The sequence below is a fragment of the Streptococcus sp. SO4 genome, assembly GCF_030440055.1.
Lineage (GTDB): Bacteria > Bacillota > Bacilli > Lactobacillales > Streptococcaceae > Streptococcus > Streptococcus nidrosiense.
In genome coordinates this window covers 117,207-135,162 of record NZ_JAQFJI010000003.1, presented here as the reverse complement: position 1 = coordinate 135,162, position 17,956 = coordinate 117,207, and the positions used below count along the sequence as shown (strand labels likewise).

Sequence of the window (17,956 nt, the reverse complement as noted above, 5' to 3'; positions counted from 1 at the left end):
TAACTTGAAAATTTTGCAAAATCCTTAGAAAACCTGTAAAATAGAAAAGATGAACAAATAGGAGGTTCCTTGTGTCAAAAAAGGAAATCAATATTAACAATTATAATGATGACGCCATTCAGGTGCTAGAAGGGTTGGATGCGGTCCGTAAACGTCCAGGGATGTATATCGGATCGACTGACGGTGCTGGTCTCCATCACCTAGTATGGGAAATTGTCGATAATGCAGTCGATGAAGCCTTATCTGGATTTGGTGATCGTATTGATGTAACGATTAATAAAGATGGAAGTTTAACGGTTCAAGACCACGGACGTGGGATGCCGACTGGGATGCATGCTATGGGGATTCCAACGGTTGAGGTCATCTTTACCATTCTCCACGCTGGAGGAAAATTCGGTCAAGGTGGTTACAAGACCTCTGGTGGTCTCCACGGGGTTGGATCTTCAGTCGTAAATGCTCTCTCTAGTTGGCTCGAAGTAGAAATTACACGTGATGGGGCTGTTTACAAACAACGCTTTGAAAATGGTGGGAAGCCAGTAACCACTCTTGAAAAGGTTGGAACGGCACCTAAGTCTAAAACGGGTACCAAAGTGACCTTTATGCCGGATGCTAGTATCTTTTCTACGACAGACTTCAAGTACAATACCATTTCAGAGCGTCTCAATGAGTCAGCCTTTCTCTTGAAAAATGTAACCTTGTCATTAACGGACAAGCGAACAGACGAGTCAATCGAGTTCCATTATGAGAATGGAGTTCAGGACTTTGTTTCCTACCTCAACGAGGACAAGGAAACCTTGACACCAGTTCTCTACTTTGAAGGGGAAGACAATGGTTTCCAAGTGGAAGTAGCCCTCCAGTATAATGATGGATTTTCAGATAACATCTTGTCCTTTGTTAATAATGTCCGTACCAAAGACGGTGGAACGCATGAGACAGGGCTTAAGTCTGCCATTACCAAAGTCATGAACGACTATGCGCGAAAAACTGGCCTTCTCAAAGAAAAAGATAAAAATCTTGAAGGATCCGATTACCGTGAAGGTTTATCAGCTGTTCTTTCTATCCTAGTTCCTGAAGAACATTTACAATTTGAAGGACAGACTAAGGACAAACTAGGAAGTCCACTTGCTCGTCCCGTTGTAGATGGGATTGTAGCTGATAAGTTGACCTTCTTCCTCATGGAAAATGGGGAGTTGGCTTCTAATCTGATTCGCAAAGCCATCAAGGCTCGTGATGCCCGTGAAGCGGCTCGTAAGGCGCGTGATGAGAGTCGTAATGGCAAGAAAAATAAGAAAGATAAGGGCTTGCTGTCTGGGAAATTGACCCCAGCCCAGTCAAAAAATCCAGCTAAGAACGAACTCTATCTGGTCGAGGGGGACTCTGCCGGTGGTTCTGCCAAACAAGGTCGTGACCGCAAGTTCCAGGCTATCTTGCCTCTTCGTGGTAAGGTGATCAATACAGCAAAAGCCAAGATGGCAGATATCCTCAAAAATGAAGAAATCAACACCATGATTTATACCATCGGTGCTGGTGTTGGGGCAGACTTCTCGCTTGAAGATGCCAACTATGACAAAATCATTATCATGACCGATGCCGATACCGACGGTGCCCACATTCAAACACTTCTCTTAACCTTCTTTTACCGCTATATGCGTCCGCTAGTTGAGGCAGGTCATGTTTATATCGCCCTTCCACCTCTTTACAAGATGTCAAAAGGGAAAGGTAAGAAAGAAGAAGTGGCCTACGCTTGGACAGATGGTGAGCTAGAAGAACTACGTAAGCAGTTTGGTAAAGGTGCTACCCTCCAACGCTACAAGGGACTTGGTGAGATGAATGCGGACCAACTATGGGAAACAACCATGAACCCAGAAACTCGTACCCTTATCCGTGTTACGATTGAAGACCTAGCCCGCGCAGAACGTCGCGTCAATGTCCTCATGGGTGACAAGGTTGAACCACGCCGTAAGTGGATCGAAGACAATGTCAAGTTTACACTGGAAGAAGCGACTGTGTTTTAAAATTAGGATATAAATACAAATGGAGGACAAGATATGTCTGAAAATCTAAGTGAAGAGCAAGTTAAAGAAGCTCTTGAAAGTGGCTATGCGCAATCTGAGGCCTTATTAAACGATAAAGATGAATTAGATGATTTTTTGTACCGTTTGGAGCAAAAAATAAAAGAGATGCCATTGGTTGGTAAGAAATTTACAATGATCCCAGTCATGATTTCTTTAGTGAAAAATTATGTTCAAGGAAAATATACCACGGTTCCTTATGGGACTATTTTAGCTGTTTTAAGCGCACTTATTTATTTCCTTTCCCCAATTGACATTATTCCAGATTTTATTCCGTTAGCAGGCTACTTGGATGATATGGCTGTTGTAGGACTTTGTATGAATATGGTCAAAATAGACATTGAAACCTATGATAAATGGCGTCAGTCTCAAGGATTGATCTGAAAAATCGTCTATAGTTCTTAATTTTAGCTCTCTAAAAGAGGTATACATCATGATAAGTTTATTGTATCATACTCCTTTTCTTGCGATAGTTTTGGCTATGGTTGCAGTTATGTTTATAACAGCTAAACAAGGAAAACCTGAGAAAATTCGCTTTCTTGAATTCTTACTATTAGCTATAGTAACCGCCTGTGTCTTTTTATTTGATAATCCTTTTAGATCCAATCCTTATGCAGGTTTGCTATTCTATACTTTTGACATTTTTATTTTCACACCAGCTAGCTTAGCTTTTGGATTCACAGCTATTTATAAGAGCAATAAACATCTCAAACATTATCCTAGTAGTTACTCAAAACTTCTTAGGCTAAATGCCTGGTTTTTAGAAATATTTTCAGTTATTAATTTCCTATTTTTAATGCTGACGGAAGAAATGGGAATTATGTTGCTGCTACCTTTTTTTGGATTTAGTTCTATCATTCAATTTATAGTCGGAGAGCTTGAAAGAAAAAGAGTTCAGAAGGTAAAGGAGGTCGAATAGTGAACAGTTCTTTAATAATGATATTTTTCTTTTTCGAAATCATTGTTATCGCTGGTATAATTCTTGATGCAATCTCCAATAGAGAGGAAATAGAATATTCAAACTCATTAAGTTCCTTAGTATTTATGGCGTGTAATATTGGTGTGTTCGTATTATTTAATCCGTCTATAGACGACCCCTACTTAGAAGTATTTTTAAGGATATTTTATTTACTAACCCATATACCTTTAAGTTTAACTTATGCGATTACTACTCTTTATAAAAGTATCAAACACATCAAGTATTTTCCTAGTAAGTTTGATCGGATATTAATATGCAACGTTACGATTATATTTCTCCTCTCAATTGTAAATGTTTTTGTATTGTTTAGAGAAACGAAAGAAATTTATATACTTATTTTCTTGCAAGGCCTTTTTTCAGGAATTCAATTCCTACTTTGGATACTTGAAAGAAAAAGAGTTCAGAAGCTTCTTAAGCAAAGAAATGAAGATCCTGTTATTCAGAACTTAGAGACCACTGAGGATGAACCGCATGAGGACTGACCAGGAAATGCTTGACCTGATTTTACAAATAGCTAAAAAGTTACAGGTTGATGCTGTGGCCCTATCTGGTTCGCGTACAAACCAAAAGATTCAAACAGATGAATTTCAAGACTATGATGTGGTCTATATTGTGGATGATTTGGATAATTTGACAAGCAATCTATCTTGGCTGGACCAGTTCGGCAAACGTATCGTAGAGCAAGAAGTGACTCTTGGACATCGCCGTTTATTTCTCATGCTTTTTGAAGATGGGAATCGCATTGATTTAACCCTCTGTCCTAAAGAAGATATCAACGAGTGGGTGGATAGCGAGGCTTGCTTCACAGTTTTAGTAGATGATAAGGGCTTGTTTGAGTCTTATTCTTCCAGTCCAGAGCGTTTCTGGATACATCCAGCTAGTGAGACGGATTTTAAAAAAGCCTGCAATGAATTTTGGTGGGTGTCAGCTTATGTGGTTAAAGGAATTTGTCGTAAGCAAGTCATCTATGCGACGGATCATCTCAAAACCATCCGCAGCCGCTACAAAAAACGCAAACCTGCTATGAAGGTAACGGAAGCAGTGGTGAGTGTTAATTAAGTCTGACAGATTTGGAGGAATAGAAGATGATTATCAGACCTGCAAGCAGAAAAGATTGTCAAGCTATTTATAGCCTTTATCAAAGTGAAAAATGGCTTTCTTTTACAGAGGAAAAAGTGACATCTCTATTTTCAACAAATCTGTCTCATTACTTGGTGCTTGAAGAGGACCAGAAAATCCTTGGCTTTGCCCGTTATCTGACGGATGAAGTGATGACGACCTTTTTAGCTGAAATAATTATTGATAAATCCCGCCGCAGAAAAGGACTGGGACAGCAGCTGATTGAGGAGATCCACAAAAAATATCCTTTGACACGGATTGAATTAATATCTGAAGCAGATGGATTTTATCGGTCAATAAGTTTTAAGCCTGTTGGTACAGGATTTAGAAAATCTGAATGAAAGGAGACAGCCAATGACGCTTGACAACAAACTGGGTCTGACAGATTCGCTTGAACTAGCCAAGATGGTTATGCGACGGAGGCTGCCCAAACCTGTCTAGACTTTGCTTTTCAGCAGGCTGGCTTGTCAGAAGTTTACTCTTTTACATCCTTACTCAATCAACTTTCGCAAAAAGTTATGCAAAAACTGAGCATGGAATTTGTCAAAGAATTTGATAATTAAAAAGTTCCAGCAGACAGTCTGCTTTATAGACATGTCCTATACAGAATCAAGAGTTTCCACTAAAAAGGCAGGTATTCCAATGAGAACTGAAACCGAGATGTTTGATGTGATTTTGCAAACCGCAAAAGTGCTACAAGTCGATGCAGTCGCCATGTCCGGCTCGCGGACAAATCCAAAAGCACCAAAAGATGAGTTTCAGGATTACGATGTGGTCTATGTCGTGGACGACTTAGATAATCTGACGAGTGACCTTTCTTGGTTAGACCAGTTTGGCACACGTATCATTGAGCAACATAATATCCTAGGCAACCGTCGTCTCTATATCATGCTATTTGAAGATGGCAATCGGATTGATTTAACCCTCTGCCCCAAAGACCACATTCAAGAGTGGGTAGAAAGCGAAGCGGATTTTACGGTGCTAGAGGACACTAAGGGCTTGTTTGAGACCTATTCTCCAAGTCCAGAGCGTTTCTGGATACATCCAGCTAGTGAGACGGATTTTGAAAAATCTTGTAATGAATTTTGGTGGGTGTCAGCCTACGTGGTCAAAGGAATTTGTCGAAAGCAAGTCATCTATGCGACGGATCATCTCTACGGTATTTGCCAGCAAGAACTCTTGAAAATCTTAGCTTGGCAGGTGGCAAGTGATAGAGAAGCAGTCGGCATCGGTAAAAACTACAAGTATCTCTTTAACTACTTGACTGCTGAGAAGGAGAAGGAATTCTCAAATCTACTTGATTTCTCAAGTTTAGACAAAATCACTCAGTCTTTATTGGCTACGATGCAACTTTTTCACCAAGAAGCTCAAAGGCTTGCCCAAAAGATGGGCTTAGACTACGATAGGGAAGTAGCTGAGAAGATGATTGAGTATGCTGAGGAGAAACTTCAAAACACTAATTAAATAAAGAACATAATTCATAACTTTAAACTACAGAAAGGATAGTTTAGTTATATAAAGTAACTGAACACCTTTGTCTATAAAAACCTACTCTACATTCTTTGAAAGGAGTTGAACACGCCCTAAATGCTGTGTGAAAAAGATAAATTCTCTTGAGAGCGTCGCTCGCTTTAAGAATTTCCTATTTTCACTTTGCATTTTACGGGCTTTGTATCCTATATGAGTAACATTCAAAACATGTCCTTGGAGGACATCATGGGAGAGCGCTTTGGTCGCTACTCCAAGTACATTATTCAAGACCGGGCTTTGCCAGACATTCGTGATGGATTGAAGCCGGTTCAACGTCGTATTCTTTATTCGATGAATAAGGATGGTAATACTTTTGACAAGAGCTACCGTAAATCAGCCAAGTCTGTCGGGAACATCATGGGTAATTTCCACCCACATGGAGATTCTTCTATCTATGATGCTATGGTTCGTATGTCTCAGGACTGGAAAAACCGTGAGATTCTAGTTGAAATGCACGGGAACAACGGTTCCATGGACGGAGATCCACCTGCGGCTATGCGTTATACAGAGGCCCGTTTGTCTGAGATTGCAGGCTATCTCCTTCAGGATATCGAGAAAAAGACAGTTCCTTTTGCTTGGAACTTTGACGATACCGAGAAAGAACCAACTGTCTTACCAGCAGCCTTTCCAAATCTCTTAGTCAATGGTTCAACTGGGATTTCAGCTGGTTATGCCACAGATATTCCACCGCATAATTTGGCCGAAGTTATTGATGCTACGGTTTATATGATTGACCATCCGACTGCCAAGGTTGATAAGTTGATGGAATTCTTGCCTGGACCAGACTTCCCTACGGGAGCTATCATCCAAGGTCGTGATGAGATTAAAAAAGCCTATGAAACTGGGAAAGGACGCGTGGTTGTTCGTTCCAAGACTGAAATTGAGAAGCTAAAAGGTGGTAAGGAACAAATCGTTATCACTGAGATTCCCTATGAGATTAATAAGGCTAACTTAGTCAAGAAAATTGATGAAGTTCGTGTCAATAACAAGGTGGCAGGTATCGCTGAGGTTCGGGATGAGTCTGACCGTGATGGTCTTCGTATCGCAATTGAACTCAAGAAAGATGCGAACACGGAGCTCGTTCTCAACTACCTTTTCAAGTATACTGACTTGCAAATCAATTACAACTTCAACATGGTGGCGATTGACAATTTCACACCTCGTCAGGTTGGGATTGTACCAATCTTGTCTAGCTATATTGCCCACCGTCGTGAAGTGATCTTGGCGCGTTCTCGCTTTGACAAGGAAAAGGCTGAAAAACGTCTCCATATCGTGGAAGGTTTGATTCGCGTTATCTCAATTTTGGATGAAGTCATTGCCCTTATCCGTGCTTCTGAGAATAAGGCTGATGCCAAGGAAAACCTCAAGGTCAGCTATGATTTTACAGAAGAACAGGCTGAGGCCATTGTTACCTTGCAATTGTATCGTTTGACCAATACAGACGTGGTTGTCTTGCAAGAAGAAGAAGCAGAACTTCGTGAAAAGATTGCTATGCTTGCAGCTATCATCGGTGATGAACGAACTATGTACAATCTCATGAAAAAAGAGCTTCGTGAGGTCAAGAAGAAATTTGCGACACCTCGATTGAGTACTTTAGAAGATACAGCAAAAGTCATTGAGATTGATACAGCTAGCCTTATCGCTGAAGAAGATACTTACGTTAGCGTGACTAAGGCAGGTTATATCAAACGGACTAGCCCTCGTTCCTTTGCAGCTTCAACCTTAGAAGAAATTGGTAAACGGGATGATGATCGATTGCTATTCGTTCAAAATGTGAAAACTACCCAGCATCTTTTAATCTTTACAACGCTTGGGAACGTCATTTATCGACCAGTCCATGAGTTGGCAGATATTCGTTGGAAGGATATCGGAGAGCATTTGAGCCAGTCTATTACAAACTTTGAAACCAATGAAGAAGTGCTCTATGTAGAAGTTGTTGATCAATTTGATGATGCGACAACTTATTTTGCAGCAACACGACTTGGACAAATCAAACGCGTAGAACGCAAAGAATTCTCTCCATGGAGAACCTACCGTTCTAAATCTGTCAAGTACGCTAAGTTGAAAGACGATACTGACCAGATTGTAGCAGTAGCTCCGATTAAATTGGATGATGTTCTGTTGATCAGTCGAAACGGTTATGCCCTCCGCTTTAACATCGAAGAAGTGCCAGTTATCGGTGCCAAAGCTGCAGGGGTCAAAGCCATGAATCTCAAAGCAGATGATGTGATACAAGCAGCCTTTATCTGCAATACATCTTCTTTCTACCTTTTAACGCAACGTGGAAGCTTGAAACGTGTTTCAACAGAGGAAATTCCAGCAACCAGTCGTGCCAATCGTGGCCTTCAAGTCTTGAGAGAATTAAAGAGTAAACCCCATCGCGTATTCTTGGCTGGAGCGGTCTCAGAACAAGGATTTGTTGGAGATCTCTTTAGTACAGAAGTAGAAGATGGAGAACAAACACTTGTGATTCAATCAAATAATGGAACGATTTACGAATCAATCCTACAAGATTTGAATCTATCAGAACGTACAAGCAATGGAAGCTTTATCTCAGATAGCATTTCTGATGAAGAAGTTTTTGATGCTTATCTCAAAGAAATCTTTAAAGAAGACAAAGAAAATTAAAAATCGGTCCTAGTGACTGATTTTTAATAAGTAAAATTTTCAGAAAATTACAAATAATACTTGAATTTTTAGGAGAATAGTGTAGAATAGAACACAAAGCTTGATTAGAATAAAGGAGATTGTCATGACAGTTACGATCGATTGGGAAAATCTCGGTTTTTCCTATATGAAACTACCTTATCGTTATATCGCTTATTTTAAAGATGGACAATGGACTCAAGGAGAATTAACAGAAGATGCGACCTTGCATATTTCAGAATCATCTCCAAGTCTTCACTATGGACAGCAAGCATTTGAAGGATTGAAAGCCTATCGTACAAAGGATGGTAGCGTACAACTCTTCCGTCCAGATGAAAATGCTAAACGTCTACAACGTACCTGTGATCGTCTCTTGATGCCACAAGTTCCAACAGAAATGTTTGTAGAGGCTTGTAAAGCCGTTGTTCGTGCTAATGAGGAATACGTACCACCTTATGGAACTGGTGGAACCCTCTACCTCCGTCCACTCTTGATTGGTGTTGGAGATATCATTGGGGTAAAACCAGCTGAGGAGTATATTTTTACTATCTTTGCTATGCCAGTTGGAAATTACTTTAAGGGTGGATTGGTTCCAACAAACTTCTTGATTCAAGATGAGTATGACCGTGCTGCACCAAATGGAACAGGGGCTGCCAAGGTCGGTGGGAACTATGCAGCTAGTCTTTTGCCAGGAAAAATGGCTAAATCTCGTCATTTCTCAGATGTTATTTATCTTGACCCATCAACTCACACCAAGATTGAAGAAGTTGGTTCAGCAAACTTCTTTGGGATTACAGCTGATAATGAGTTTGTAACGCCATTGAGCCCATCAATCTTGCCATCCATTACCAAGTACTCATTGCTTTACTTGGCAGAGCATCGTTTGGGCTTGAAACCTGTTGAGGGGGATGTACCAATTGATAACCTGGATCGATTTGTAGAAGCCGGTGCCTGCGGTACTGCGGCAGTTATCTCACCTATTGGGGGAATCCAACACGGTGATGACTTCCACGTTTTCTACAGTGAGACAGAGGTTGGTCCAGTAACTCGTAAACTATACGATGAATTGACAGGTATCCAATTTGGTGACATTGAAGCACCAGAAGGTTGGATTGTAAAAGTAGATTAAAAATTATTAAAGGAGATCTTTATGAAAACGAAAAAGTGGATGTTAACAGCAGGAGTGGTCCTGAGTACAGCAGTTCTTCTTGTAGCTTGTGGGAAAGCTGACAAGGAAGCAGATGCGCCTACAACTTTCTCTTATGTCTATGGAGTAGACCCATCATCTTTGGACTACAGTATCGCAACTCGTACTTCAACAACTGATATCATCGGTAACGTCGTTGATGGTTTGTTGGAAAACGATGAATATGGGAATTTGATTCCTTCCCTTGCTGAGGATTGGAGTGTCTCACAAGACGGTTTGACTTATACTTATAAACTTCGTAAAGGAGTTAAATGGTACACATCAGAAGGTGAAGAATACGCTGAGGTAACAGCACATGACTTTGTTACTGGGTTGAAACACGTAGCAGATGGCAAATCAGACGGTGTCACTCTTATTCAAAACTCAATCAAGGGCTTGAATGAATATATGACTGGTGAGACTAACGACTTCTCAACAGTTGGGGTTAAGGCGGTAGATGATTACACTGTCCAGTACACTCTAAACGCACCTGAAACTTTCTGGAATTCAAAAGTAACTTCAGCAACTATGTTGCCAGTAAATGAAGAATTCCTCAAAGCATCAGGTAAGAATTACGGAACGGTCAGCCCAGCTGGTATTCTTTATAACGGTCCATATATCTTGAAGACATTGACTTCAAAATCTTTAATCGAATATGAAAAGAATCCAAATTATTGGGATAAAGATAAGGTTAAAATCGAGAAAGTTAAATTAACTTACTATGATGGTTCAGACCAAGAATCCTTGATTCGTAGCTTCTCTTCAGGTGTTTACACAACAGCCCGTCTCTTCCCAAGTAGCTCAAACTTTGCCTCAACTTTGGAACAATACGGAGATAAAATTACTTACAGCCCACAGGATTCAACTAGTTACTACTTTACCTTTAACGTAAACCGACAATCTTTCAATAAGACTGCGAAAACAAGTGAAGAACAGAAAACTTCTACAAAAGAAGCAATGTTGAACAAGGACTTCCGTCAAGCAATCAACTTTGCCTTCAACCGTCATTCTTATGCTGCCCAGCTCAATGGTGAAGATGGTGCGGATAAGATTATTCGTAATAGCTTAGTACCAGACAATTTCGTTCAATCTGGTGGTAAAAACTTTGGTGATATCGCTCAAAAAGAATTGGTCAACTATGGAGACCAATGGAAAGGTGTTGAGCTCGTTGACGGAAAAGATACCATCTACAATCTTGACAAAGCCAAAGCTTCATTTGAAAAAGCTAAGAAAGAATTGGAAGCAAAAGGTGTAACCTTCCCAATTCACTTGGATGTTCCAGTTGAGCAAACAGATACAATTGCTGTTCAACAAAGTAATTCCTTTAAACAATCAATCGAGTCAACACTTGGTTCTGAAAATGTCGTGATCGATGTTCTTCAAATGACTGATAACGAGAAGGAAAGCATTACATCTCAAGCACGTGTTCCTGCTCAAAAAGACTATGACTTGAACAGTACTGGATGGGCTCCAAGCTACCAAGATCCAGCAAGTTATCTCAATATCATGGATCCTAAGACCGGTTCTGCTATGAAACACCTTGGTATCACTAAAGGAAAAGACAAGGAAGTAGTAGCTCAACTAGGTTTGGACGAATATAAGAAACTCTTGGATGATGCAGTTTCTGAGACAAGCGACTTGGACAAGAGATATGAAAAATATGCTAAAGCTCAAGCGTGGCTTACTGATAGTTCTCTCTTGATGCCAACAGCTTCATCAGGTGGTTCACCAGTTGTCAGCAACATTGTTCCTTTCTCTAAACCATACTCACAAGTTGGTATTAAGGGTGATCCATACATCTTCAAGGGAATGAAATTGCAAAAAGAGATTGTATCAGCTAAAGAATACCAAGCAGCTCTTGAAAAATGGCAAAAAGAAAAATTGGAATCAAACAATAAATACCAAAAAGAATTAGAAAGTCATGTCAAATAAAACAGACTAGTACTTTTGGAATAAAGGGGCCTATATGGAATGGATTAAACTAATAGGGATAGTTATCGTTGTGATTGGTTTTATCTATAAATTAGATACCATAGCAACGGTAGTCTTAGCTAGTTTAGTTACAGCTCTAGTTTCTGGAGTTTCTCTTGTTGAGTTCTTGGAAATTTTGGGAAAAGAATTTAGTAATCAACGAGTTCTGACGATTTTTATGGTAACCTTGCCACTAGTAGGTTTATCTGAAACTTTTGGCCTCAAGCAACGTTCGATTGACTTGATTCAAAAGATAAAGGGACTAACAGTTGGAAGTTTTTATACAGTGTATTTCTTTTTTCGGGAACTCGATGGTTTCTTTGCCATTCGTCTTGGAGGACATCCGCAGTTTGTAAGGCCTTTGGTTCAACCCATGGGACAAGCAGCAGCAGAGTCTCAATTAGGTAGAAAATTAACGGAGCAGGAAAGCGAAGCGCTAAAAGCGCGTGCAGCAGCAAATGATAATTTCGCAAATTTCTTTGCTCAAAACACTTTCGTTGGTGCAGGTGGTGTCCTCTTGATAGGGGGCACACTGGACCAATTAGGTTACGAAAGTAATTATGCAGGAATTGCTTCAGCTTCGCTTATAGTTGCAGGAATTGCCCTATTTATAGTTGGGATTTACAATTACCTGTTTGATAGAAAACTGCTAGCAAATAAGGTTAGTAAAGGGAAAGAAGAATGACCAATCTAGCAAGACAGTTATTAGAGTTGACCTATATTGTGATTGGTTGTCAATTCCTTCATACAGCTTATTGTAGCTATAAAGATAAAACAAACCCAGTTCGCTTTGGAACGGCTGGGTTTTGGGCTTTATTGGGTATCAGTTTTATCGGTGGTTCCTATCTACCTTCTGTCTGTATTGGAGTTATCGTAGTGCTATTAGCCCTGCTAACTCTCTTTAAACAGGTTCGTATCGGAACCTTACCGTCTCTGGATGAAGTCAAGGCAAACATTGAAGCTAAACGACTAAAGAATAAAATTTTTATTCCAGTCATGTTAATGGCTTTGATTGCTTTGGTATTAGCAAAAATGATCCCTGAGTTTAGTAAGATTGCTATCAGTCTTGCAGCATTTTTTGCAACCATCTCTCTTTTATTGATTACTAAGAGTTCTCCTAGAAGTTTGTTAGCAGAAAACAATCGTATGGTTCAACAAGTTTCAACCAGTGGGATTGTGCCTCAACTTTTAGGTGCTTTAGGGGCAATATTTACCGTAGCAGGAGTTGGAGACCTGATTTCTCATTTGATAAGTGGTCTAATTCCTTCGGGTAGTCGTTTTATGGGTGTGGTAGCTTATGTCCTTGGGATGGTTTTATTCTCCATGATAATGGGTAACGCCTTTGCTGCCTTTACTGTTATTACTGCTGGAATTGGAGTTCCCTTTGTATTTGCCTTGGGAGCTGATCCAATCGTGGCTGCAGCTCTAGCAATGACGGCAGGTTGCTGTGGAACCTTATTGACTCCAATGGCGGCTAACTTTAATGCTTTACCGGCAGCTCTCCTGGATATGAAAGATCCAAATGGGGTTATCAAAGCGCAAGTAGGAGTAGCTGTTATCATGATCATCCTACATATATTTTTGATGTACTTTTTGGCATTTTAGCAAAGGAAATAAAATGAAAATATTAGTAACAGGTTTTGAGCCTTTCGGTGGTGAAAAGGTCAATCCAGCCTTGGAAGCTGTTAAATTATTACCGAAAGAAATTCATGGAGCTGAAATTCATTGGGTAGAAATCCCAACGGTATTTTATCGATCAGCAGAGGTTTTAGAAGCAGAAATTGAACGATATCAGCCAGATGCGGTGCTTTGCATTGGACAAGCAGGAGGAAGAGCTAGTCTAACTCCTGAGAGAGTCGCCATCAACCAAGATGATGCTAGAATTCCAGATAACCAAGGAAATCAGCCGATAGACACACCTATACGCCTGGACGGTCAAGCTGCCTATTTTAGCACACTACCTATTAAGGCAATGGTTCAAGCGATTAAAGAGGAAGAGTTGCCAGCTACAGTGTCCAATACAGCAGGAACCTTTGTTTGTAATCATTTGATGTACCAGGCTCTCTATTTAGCGGATAAAAAGTTTCCACATATGAGAGCAGGCTTTATGCATATTCCCTATATGACGGAACAGGTGATCAATAAACCTAATACAGCATCTATGAATTTAACTGATATCATCAGAGGTATCGAAGCTGCGATTGGTGCTATCGTAGATTATAAAGATAAGGACATAAAATTAGTGGGTGGGACAACTCATTAACAATGAGTCTTCCCTAGATTAAAAAATTAGATTTTGTCACAAAAACTCTTTATCAAGGTTGTGTTGATAAAGAGTTTTTTCTTGCCAGTTTTTTAAATTTCTTGTACAATAGGAAGAGTGAAAAGAGGTATCGTATGAGTAAAAAAGATAAAAAAATTGAAATTCAATTAGCAGACGCAACTGTTTTAGTTGGTAAAGAAAAGTATGAAGGGTATACTTTAACGATTGGTAAAAAGGTTATTGGTGAAATTGCTGAACTAGATAATCAATTTGCGATCATAAAGAATGGAAATGTCGATAGTTTTTATAAAAAACTTGAAAAAGCTGTGGAAATTTTGATTGAAAACTATAATTTAGCAAAATAAAGCTTGTTTTTTGTAATTTTTCATGATATAATAGTTTTTGTTGAACATTGGAGAGATAGCGAAGAGGCTAAACGCGGCGGACTGTAAATCCGCTCCTTCGGGTTCGGGGGTTCGAATCCCTCTCTCTCCATTTCACTTTTGGGGTATAGCCAAGCGGTAAGGCAAGGGACTTTGACTCCCTCATGCGTTGGTTCGAATCCAGCTACCCCAGTTCTTAGGTAATAAATTCAAGGATAAAAAGAAAAATATCTTAGGGTATTTTATTTTTATAATTGAAGGACGTGAACGATATAACATGTCTTTGCGGGTGCTTAGGAAAAAATTATAAGTATGTCAAGTTTAAGAAAAACTTGATTGTTGGAGGATTTTTTAGATGAACGAATTTGAAGATTTGCTAAATAGCGTTAGCCAAGTTGAGCCAGGTGATGTTGTTAGTGCTGAAGTATTGACAGTTGATGCTACTCAAGCTAACGTTGCAATCTCTGGAACTGGTGTTGAAGGTGTCTTGACTCTTCGCGAATTGACAAACGATCGCGATGCAGATATCAATGACTTTGTAAAAGTAGGTGAAGTATTGGATGTTCTTGTACTTCGTCAAGTAGTTGGTAAAGATACTGATACAGTAACATACCTTGTATCTAAAAAACGCCTTGAAGCTCGCAAAGCATGGGACAAACTTGTAGGACGCGAAGAAGAAGTTGTTACAGTTAAAGGAACTCGCGCTGTTAAGGGTGGACTTTCAGTAGAATTTGAAGGTGTACGTGGATTTATCCCAGCTTCAATGTTGGATACTCGTTTTGTACGTAACACTGAGCGTTTTGTAGGTCAAGAGTTTGATGCTAAAATCAAAGAAGTTGATCCTAAAGAAAACCGCTTCATCCTTTCACGTCGTGAAGTTGTAGAAGCAGCAACTGCAGCAGCTCGTGCTGAAGTATTTGGTAAATTGGCTGTTGGTGATGTTGTAACTGGTAAAGTTGCACGTATCACAAGCTTCGGTGCTTTCATCGACCTTGGTGGTGTTGACGGATTGGTTCACTTGACTGAATTGTCACACGAACGTAACGTTTCACCAAAATCAGTTGTAACTGTTGGTGAAGAAGTTGAAGTGAAAATCCTTGATCTTAACGAAGAAGAAGGACGTGTATCACTTTCACTTAAAGCTACAACACCTGGACCATGGGATGGCGTTGAGCAAAAATTGGCTAAAGGTGATGTTGTAGAAGGTACAGTTAAACGTTTGACTGACTTCGGTGCATTTGTTGAAGTATTGCCAGGTATCGATGGACTTGTTCACGTATCACAAATTTCACACAAACGTATTGAAAATCCAAAAGAAGCTCTTAAAGTTGGTCAAGAAGTTACTGTTAAAGTTCTTGAAGTTAACGCTGATGCAGAACGCGTTTCACTTTCTATCAAAGCTCTTGAAGAACGTCCAGCTCAAGAAGAAGGACAAAAAGAAGAAAAACGCGCTCCACGTCCACGTCGTCCAAAACGTCAAGAAAAACGTGATTTTGAACTTCCTGAAACTCAAACAGGATTCTCAATGGCTGACTTGTTCGGAGACATCGAACTTTAATCCATTCGAATTTGAATAAAATCCTTTGTTTTTAAAACAAGGGATTTTTCTTTTTTCTACTAGCATTTTTTGATATAATGGTTTTATGTTATATTCAGAAAAAGAATTACTTTATCAAACAATAAATGAACAGCTCTCTTATCTTTTAGAAGGAGAGCCCAATGTGTTGGCTAATCTATCAAATGCCAGTGCTCTGCTAAAAACAAGCTTTCCCAATACTGTTTTTGCAGGTTTCTATCTATTTGATGGGAATGAACTGATCTTGGGACCCTTTCAAGGTGGAGTTTCATGTGTACGAATCGCTCTTGGAAAAGGTGTTTGTGGCGAATCAGCAGCTAGTCGTCAAACAGTGATTGTTGGTGATGTAAAAACCTATCCAAACTATATTTCTTGCGATAGTAGTGCTCGTAGTGAAATTGTTGTGCCAATGGTTAAAGAGGGACGTTTTTTTGGCGTTTTAGATTTAGATTCATCTCTTGTTGATGATTATGATGAGTTGGATCAGAAATATCTAGAAGAGTTTGTTGCTATTTTGTTAGAGAAAACCGAATGGAATTTTTCAATGTTTGAGGAGAAAGCTTAATGTATCAGGCCCTTTATCGAAAATATAGAAGTCAAACATTTTCACAGTTAGTAGGTCAAGAAATTGTTGCCAAAACTCTTAAACAAGCTGTAGAGCAGGAAAAAATCAGCCATGCCTATCTATTTTCAGGGCCTCGTGGAACTGGAAAAACCAGTGTAGCCAAAATTTTTGCCAAGGCTATGAACTGCCCTAATCAAGAGGGAGGAGAACCTTGCAATAACTGTTATATCTGTCAGGCGGTGACAGACGGTAGCTTGGAAGACGTTATCGAAATGGACGCGGCCTCTAACAATGGGGTGGATGAAATTCGTGATATCCGTGATAAATCAACTTATGCTCCAAGTGTAGCTCAGTATAAGGTCTATATCATTGATGAGGTTCATATGCTTTCAACTGGAGCCTTCAACGCCCTTTTGAAAACTCTCGAAGAACCCACTCCTAATGTTGTTTTTATCCTAGCAACGACAGAGCTTCATAAGATTCCTGCAACCATTTTGTCTCGTGTTCAACGCTTCGAGTTCAAATCTATTAGAACTCAGGATATTCGAGATCATATCTTCCATATTTTAGAAAAGGAAGGGATTACTTATGAAACTGAAGCTGTTGAGATTATCGCTCGTAGAGCAGAAGGTGGTATGCGGGATGCTTTGTCCATTTTAGACCAAGCATTGAGCTTGACTCAAGATGCTAGATTAACAACAGCTGTTTCTGAGGAAATTACTGGGACTATTAGTCTAAGTGCTTTGGATAATTATGTGGCTGCCTTGGCACAAAAAGATGTGACTCGTGCTTTGGAAAATCTTAATTTGATTTTTGATAACGGAAAAAGCATGACACGATTTGTAACGGATTTGTTGCAGTATCTAAGGGATATTTTGATTGTCCAAACTGGTGGGGAGAATACTCACCATAGTGATCTCTTTAAGGATAACCTAGGTCTTTCACAGGCTGTTTTGTTTGAAATGATTGGAGTTTCGACAAGTAGTTTAGCTGATATCAAGGCTAGCTTACAGCCTAAGATTTATGCTGAAATGATGACCATTCGTTTGGCAGAGATAGATTCAAAACCAACATTATCAGATGATACAAGTGGAGAATTAGCCTCACTTAGAGAAGAAGTTGCGCGATTGAAACAGGCTCTGGCAAATGTTAACATGAGTCCTAAGCAGACTACACCAACACCGAGTCGTCCAGTTAACAGCAAGTCAGTTTATCGCGTAGATCGCAATAAGGTTCAGTCTATTCTTCAAGAAGCGGTTGAAAATCCTGATTTAGCCCGTCAAAATCTAATACGTCTTCAAAATGCTTGGGGAGAAGTTATTGAAAGCTTGTCAGGTCCTGATAAGGCACTTTTAGTTGGTTCTCAACCTGTTGCGGCTAATGAACATCATGCCATTCTTGCATTTGAGTCTAACTTCAATGCTGGTCAGACCATGAAACGTGATAATCTCAATACCATGTTTGGCAATATACTTAGTCAAGCAGCGGGATTTTCACCAGAGATTCTTGCTATATCTATGGACGAGTGGAAAGAAGTCAGAGCAGACTTCTCAGCTAAAGCTAAATCGTCTCAAGGTCAACCCGTTAAGGAAGAAGTTGAGGAATCTGTCCTCCCTAAAGGATTTGAGTTTTTAGCGGATAAAGTAACCATTGCAGAAGATTAAAA

Annotated in this window: 15 protein-coding genes, 2 tRNA genes and 3 pseudogenes; all 20 read left to right on the top strand. The window is 39.7% G+C overall.

Going from position 1 to position 17,956, the window contains the following annotated elements; all coding sequences use genetic code 11:
- Positions 1 to 71 precede the first annotated feature (71 nt).
- The 20 genes and pseudogenes from parE to dnaX all read left to right on the top strand — a co-directional run bounded on the left by parE (position 72) and on the right by dnaX (position 17,954).
- Positions 72 to 2,015 carry a DNA topoisomerase IV subunit B gene (gene parE / locus PCY08_RS02795; protein WP_301559349.1) on the top strand — a complete coding sequence of 648 codons (1,944 nt, stop codon included), beginning with the start codon at positions 72 to 74 and terminating at the stop codon, positions 2,013 to 2,015.
- A gap of 264 nt (positions 2,016 to 2,279) precedes the next feature.
- Positions 2,280 to 2,381: pseudogene (locus tag PCY08_RS02790) on the top strand (YkvA family protein); the annotation flags it as partial.
- A gap of 124 nt (positions 2,382 to 2,505) precedes the next feature.
- On the top strand, positions 2,506 to 2,991 hold the full coding sequence (locus PCY08_RS02785) for a hypothetical protein (RefSeq protein ID WP_301559348.1): 486 nt from the start codon (positions 2,506 to 2,508) through the stop codon (positions 2,989 to 2,991).
- Positions 2,991 to 3,533 (top strand): hypothetical protein, encoded by a 543-nt coding sequence (locus tag PCY08_RS02780; RefSeq protein ID WP_301559347.1) that lies wholly within the window; start codon positions 2,991 to 2,993, stop codon positions 3,531 to 3,533. Before PCY08_RS02785 ends, PCY08_RS02780 begins: the two co-directional genes overlap by 1 nt.
- Positions 3,523 to 4,035: pseudogene (locus PCY08_RS02775) on the top strand (aminoglycoside 6-adenylyltransferase); the annotation flags it as partial. The gene PCY08_RS02780 and the pseudogene PCY08_RS02775, both read left to right, overlap by 11 nt.
- Positions 4,036 to 4,136: 101 nt before the next feature.
- Positions 4,137 to 4,511: a GNAT family N-acetyltransferase gene (locus PCY08_RS02770; protein ID WP_301559346.1), complete on the top strand. Its 375-nt coding sequence runs from the start codon at positions 4,137 to 4,139 to the stop codon at positions 4,509 to 4,511.
- A 66-nt stretch (positions 4,512 to 4,577) separates the two neighbouring features.
- A pseudogene (locus PCY08_RS02765) lies at positions 4,578 to 4,796 on the top strand (GNAT family N-acetyltransferase); the annotation flags it as partial.
- Positions 4,797 to 4,812: 16 nt separating this feature from the next.
- Positions 4,813 to 5,634 carry an aminoglycoside 6-adenylyltransferase gene (locus tag PCY08_RS02760; RefSeq protein ID WP_301559345.1) on the top strand — a complete coding sequence of 274 codons (822 nt, stop codon included), beginning with the start codon at positions 4,813 to 4,815 and terminating at the stop codon, positions 5,632 to 5,634.
- A 216-nt stretch (positions 5,635 to 5,850) separates the two neighbouring features.
- Positions 5,851 to 8,328, top strand: coding sequence for a DNA topoisomerase IV subunit A (gene parC / locus PCY08_RS02755; protein ID WP_301559344.1), 2,478 nt, complete (start codon positions 5,851 to 5,853; stop codon positions 8,326 to 8,328).
- 124 nt (positions 8,329 to 8,452) lie between these two features.
- Positions 8,453 to 9,475, top strand: a complete 1,023-nt coding sequence (locus PCY08_RS02750) for a branched-chain amino acid aminotransferase (protein ID WP_301559343.1) — start codon at positions 8,453 to 8,455, stop codon at positions 9,473 to 9,475.
- A gap of 21 nt (positions 9,476 to 9,496) precedes the next feature.
- Positions 9,497 to 11,464, top strand: a complete 1,968-nt coding sequence (locus tag PCY08_RS02745; RefSeq protein ID WP_301559342.1) for a peptide ABC transporter substrate-binding protein — start codon at positions 9,497 to 9,499, stop codon at positions 11,462 to 11,464.
- 34 nt (positions 11,465 to 11,498) lie between these two features.
- Entirely contained in the window at positions 11,499 to 12,188 is a 690-nt protein-coding gene (locus PCY08_RS02740; protein ID WP_301559341.1) for an SP_0858 family membrane protein, read from the top strand.
- Positions 12,185 to 13,108, top strand: a complete 924-nt coding sequence (locus PCY08_RS02735; protein ID WP_301559340.1) for an SP_0859 family membrane protein — start codon at positions 12,185 to 12,187, stop codon at positions 13,106 to 13,108. Before PCY08_RS02740 ends, PCY08_RS02735 begins: the two co-directional genes overlap by 4 nt.
- A 13-nt stretch (positions 13,109 to 13,121) precedes the next feature.
- Positions 13,122 to 13,766: a pyroglutamyl-peptidase I gene (gene pcp, locus PCY08_RS02730; protein WP_301559339.1), complete on the top strand. Its 645-nt coding sequence runs from the start codon at positions 13,122 to 13,124 to the stop codon at positions 13,764 to 13,766.
- A gap of 134 nt (positions 13,767 to 13,900) precedes the next feature.
- Positions 13,901 to 14,131, top strand: coding sequence for a DUF2969 domain-containing protein (locus tag PCY08_RS02725; protein WP_301559338.1), 231 nt, complete (start codon positions 13,901 to 13,903; stop codon positions 14,129 to 14,131).
- 49 nt (positions 14,132 to 14,180) lie between these two features.
- Positions 14,181 to 14,261: transfer RNA gene (locus tag PCY08_RS02720), tRNA-Tyr, on the top strand.
- A 9-nt stretch (positions 14,262 to 14,270) separates the two neighbouring features.
- Positions 14,271 to 14,342: transfer RNA gene (locus tag PCY08_RS02715), tRNA-Gln, on the top strand.
- A 162-nt stretch (positions 14,343 to 14,504) separates the two neighbouring features.
- Positions 14,505 to 15,707, top strand: coding sequence for a 30S ribosomal protein S1 (gene rpsA, locus PCY08_RS02710; RefSeq protein WP_001001618.1), 1,203 nt, complete (start codon positions 14,505 to 14,507; stop codon positions 15,705 to 15,707).
- 85 nt (positions 15,708 to 15,792) lie between these two features.
- Positions 15,793 to 16,290, top strand: coding sequence for a GAF domain-containing protein (locus PCY08_RS02705; RefSeq protein WP_301559337.1), 498 nt, complete (start codon positions 15,793 to 15,795; stop codon positions 16,288 to 16,290).
- Positions 16,290 to 17,954, top strand: a complete 1,665-nt coding sequence (gene dnaX, locus PCY08_RS02700; RefSeq protein WP_301559336.1) for a DNA polymerase III subunit gamma/tau — start codon at positions 16,290 to 16,292, stop codon at positions 17,952 to 17,954. Before PCY08_RS02705 ends, dnaX begins: the two co-directional genes overlap by 1 nt.
- The last annotated feature ends 2 nt before the right edge of the window (positions 17,955 to 17,956 follow it).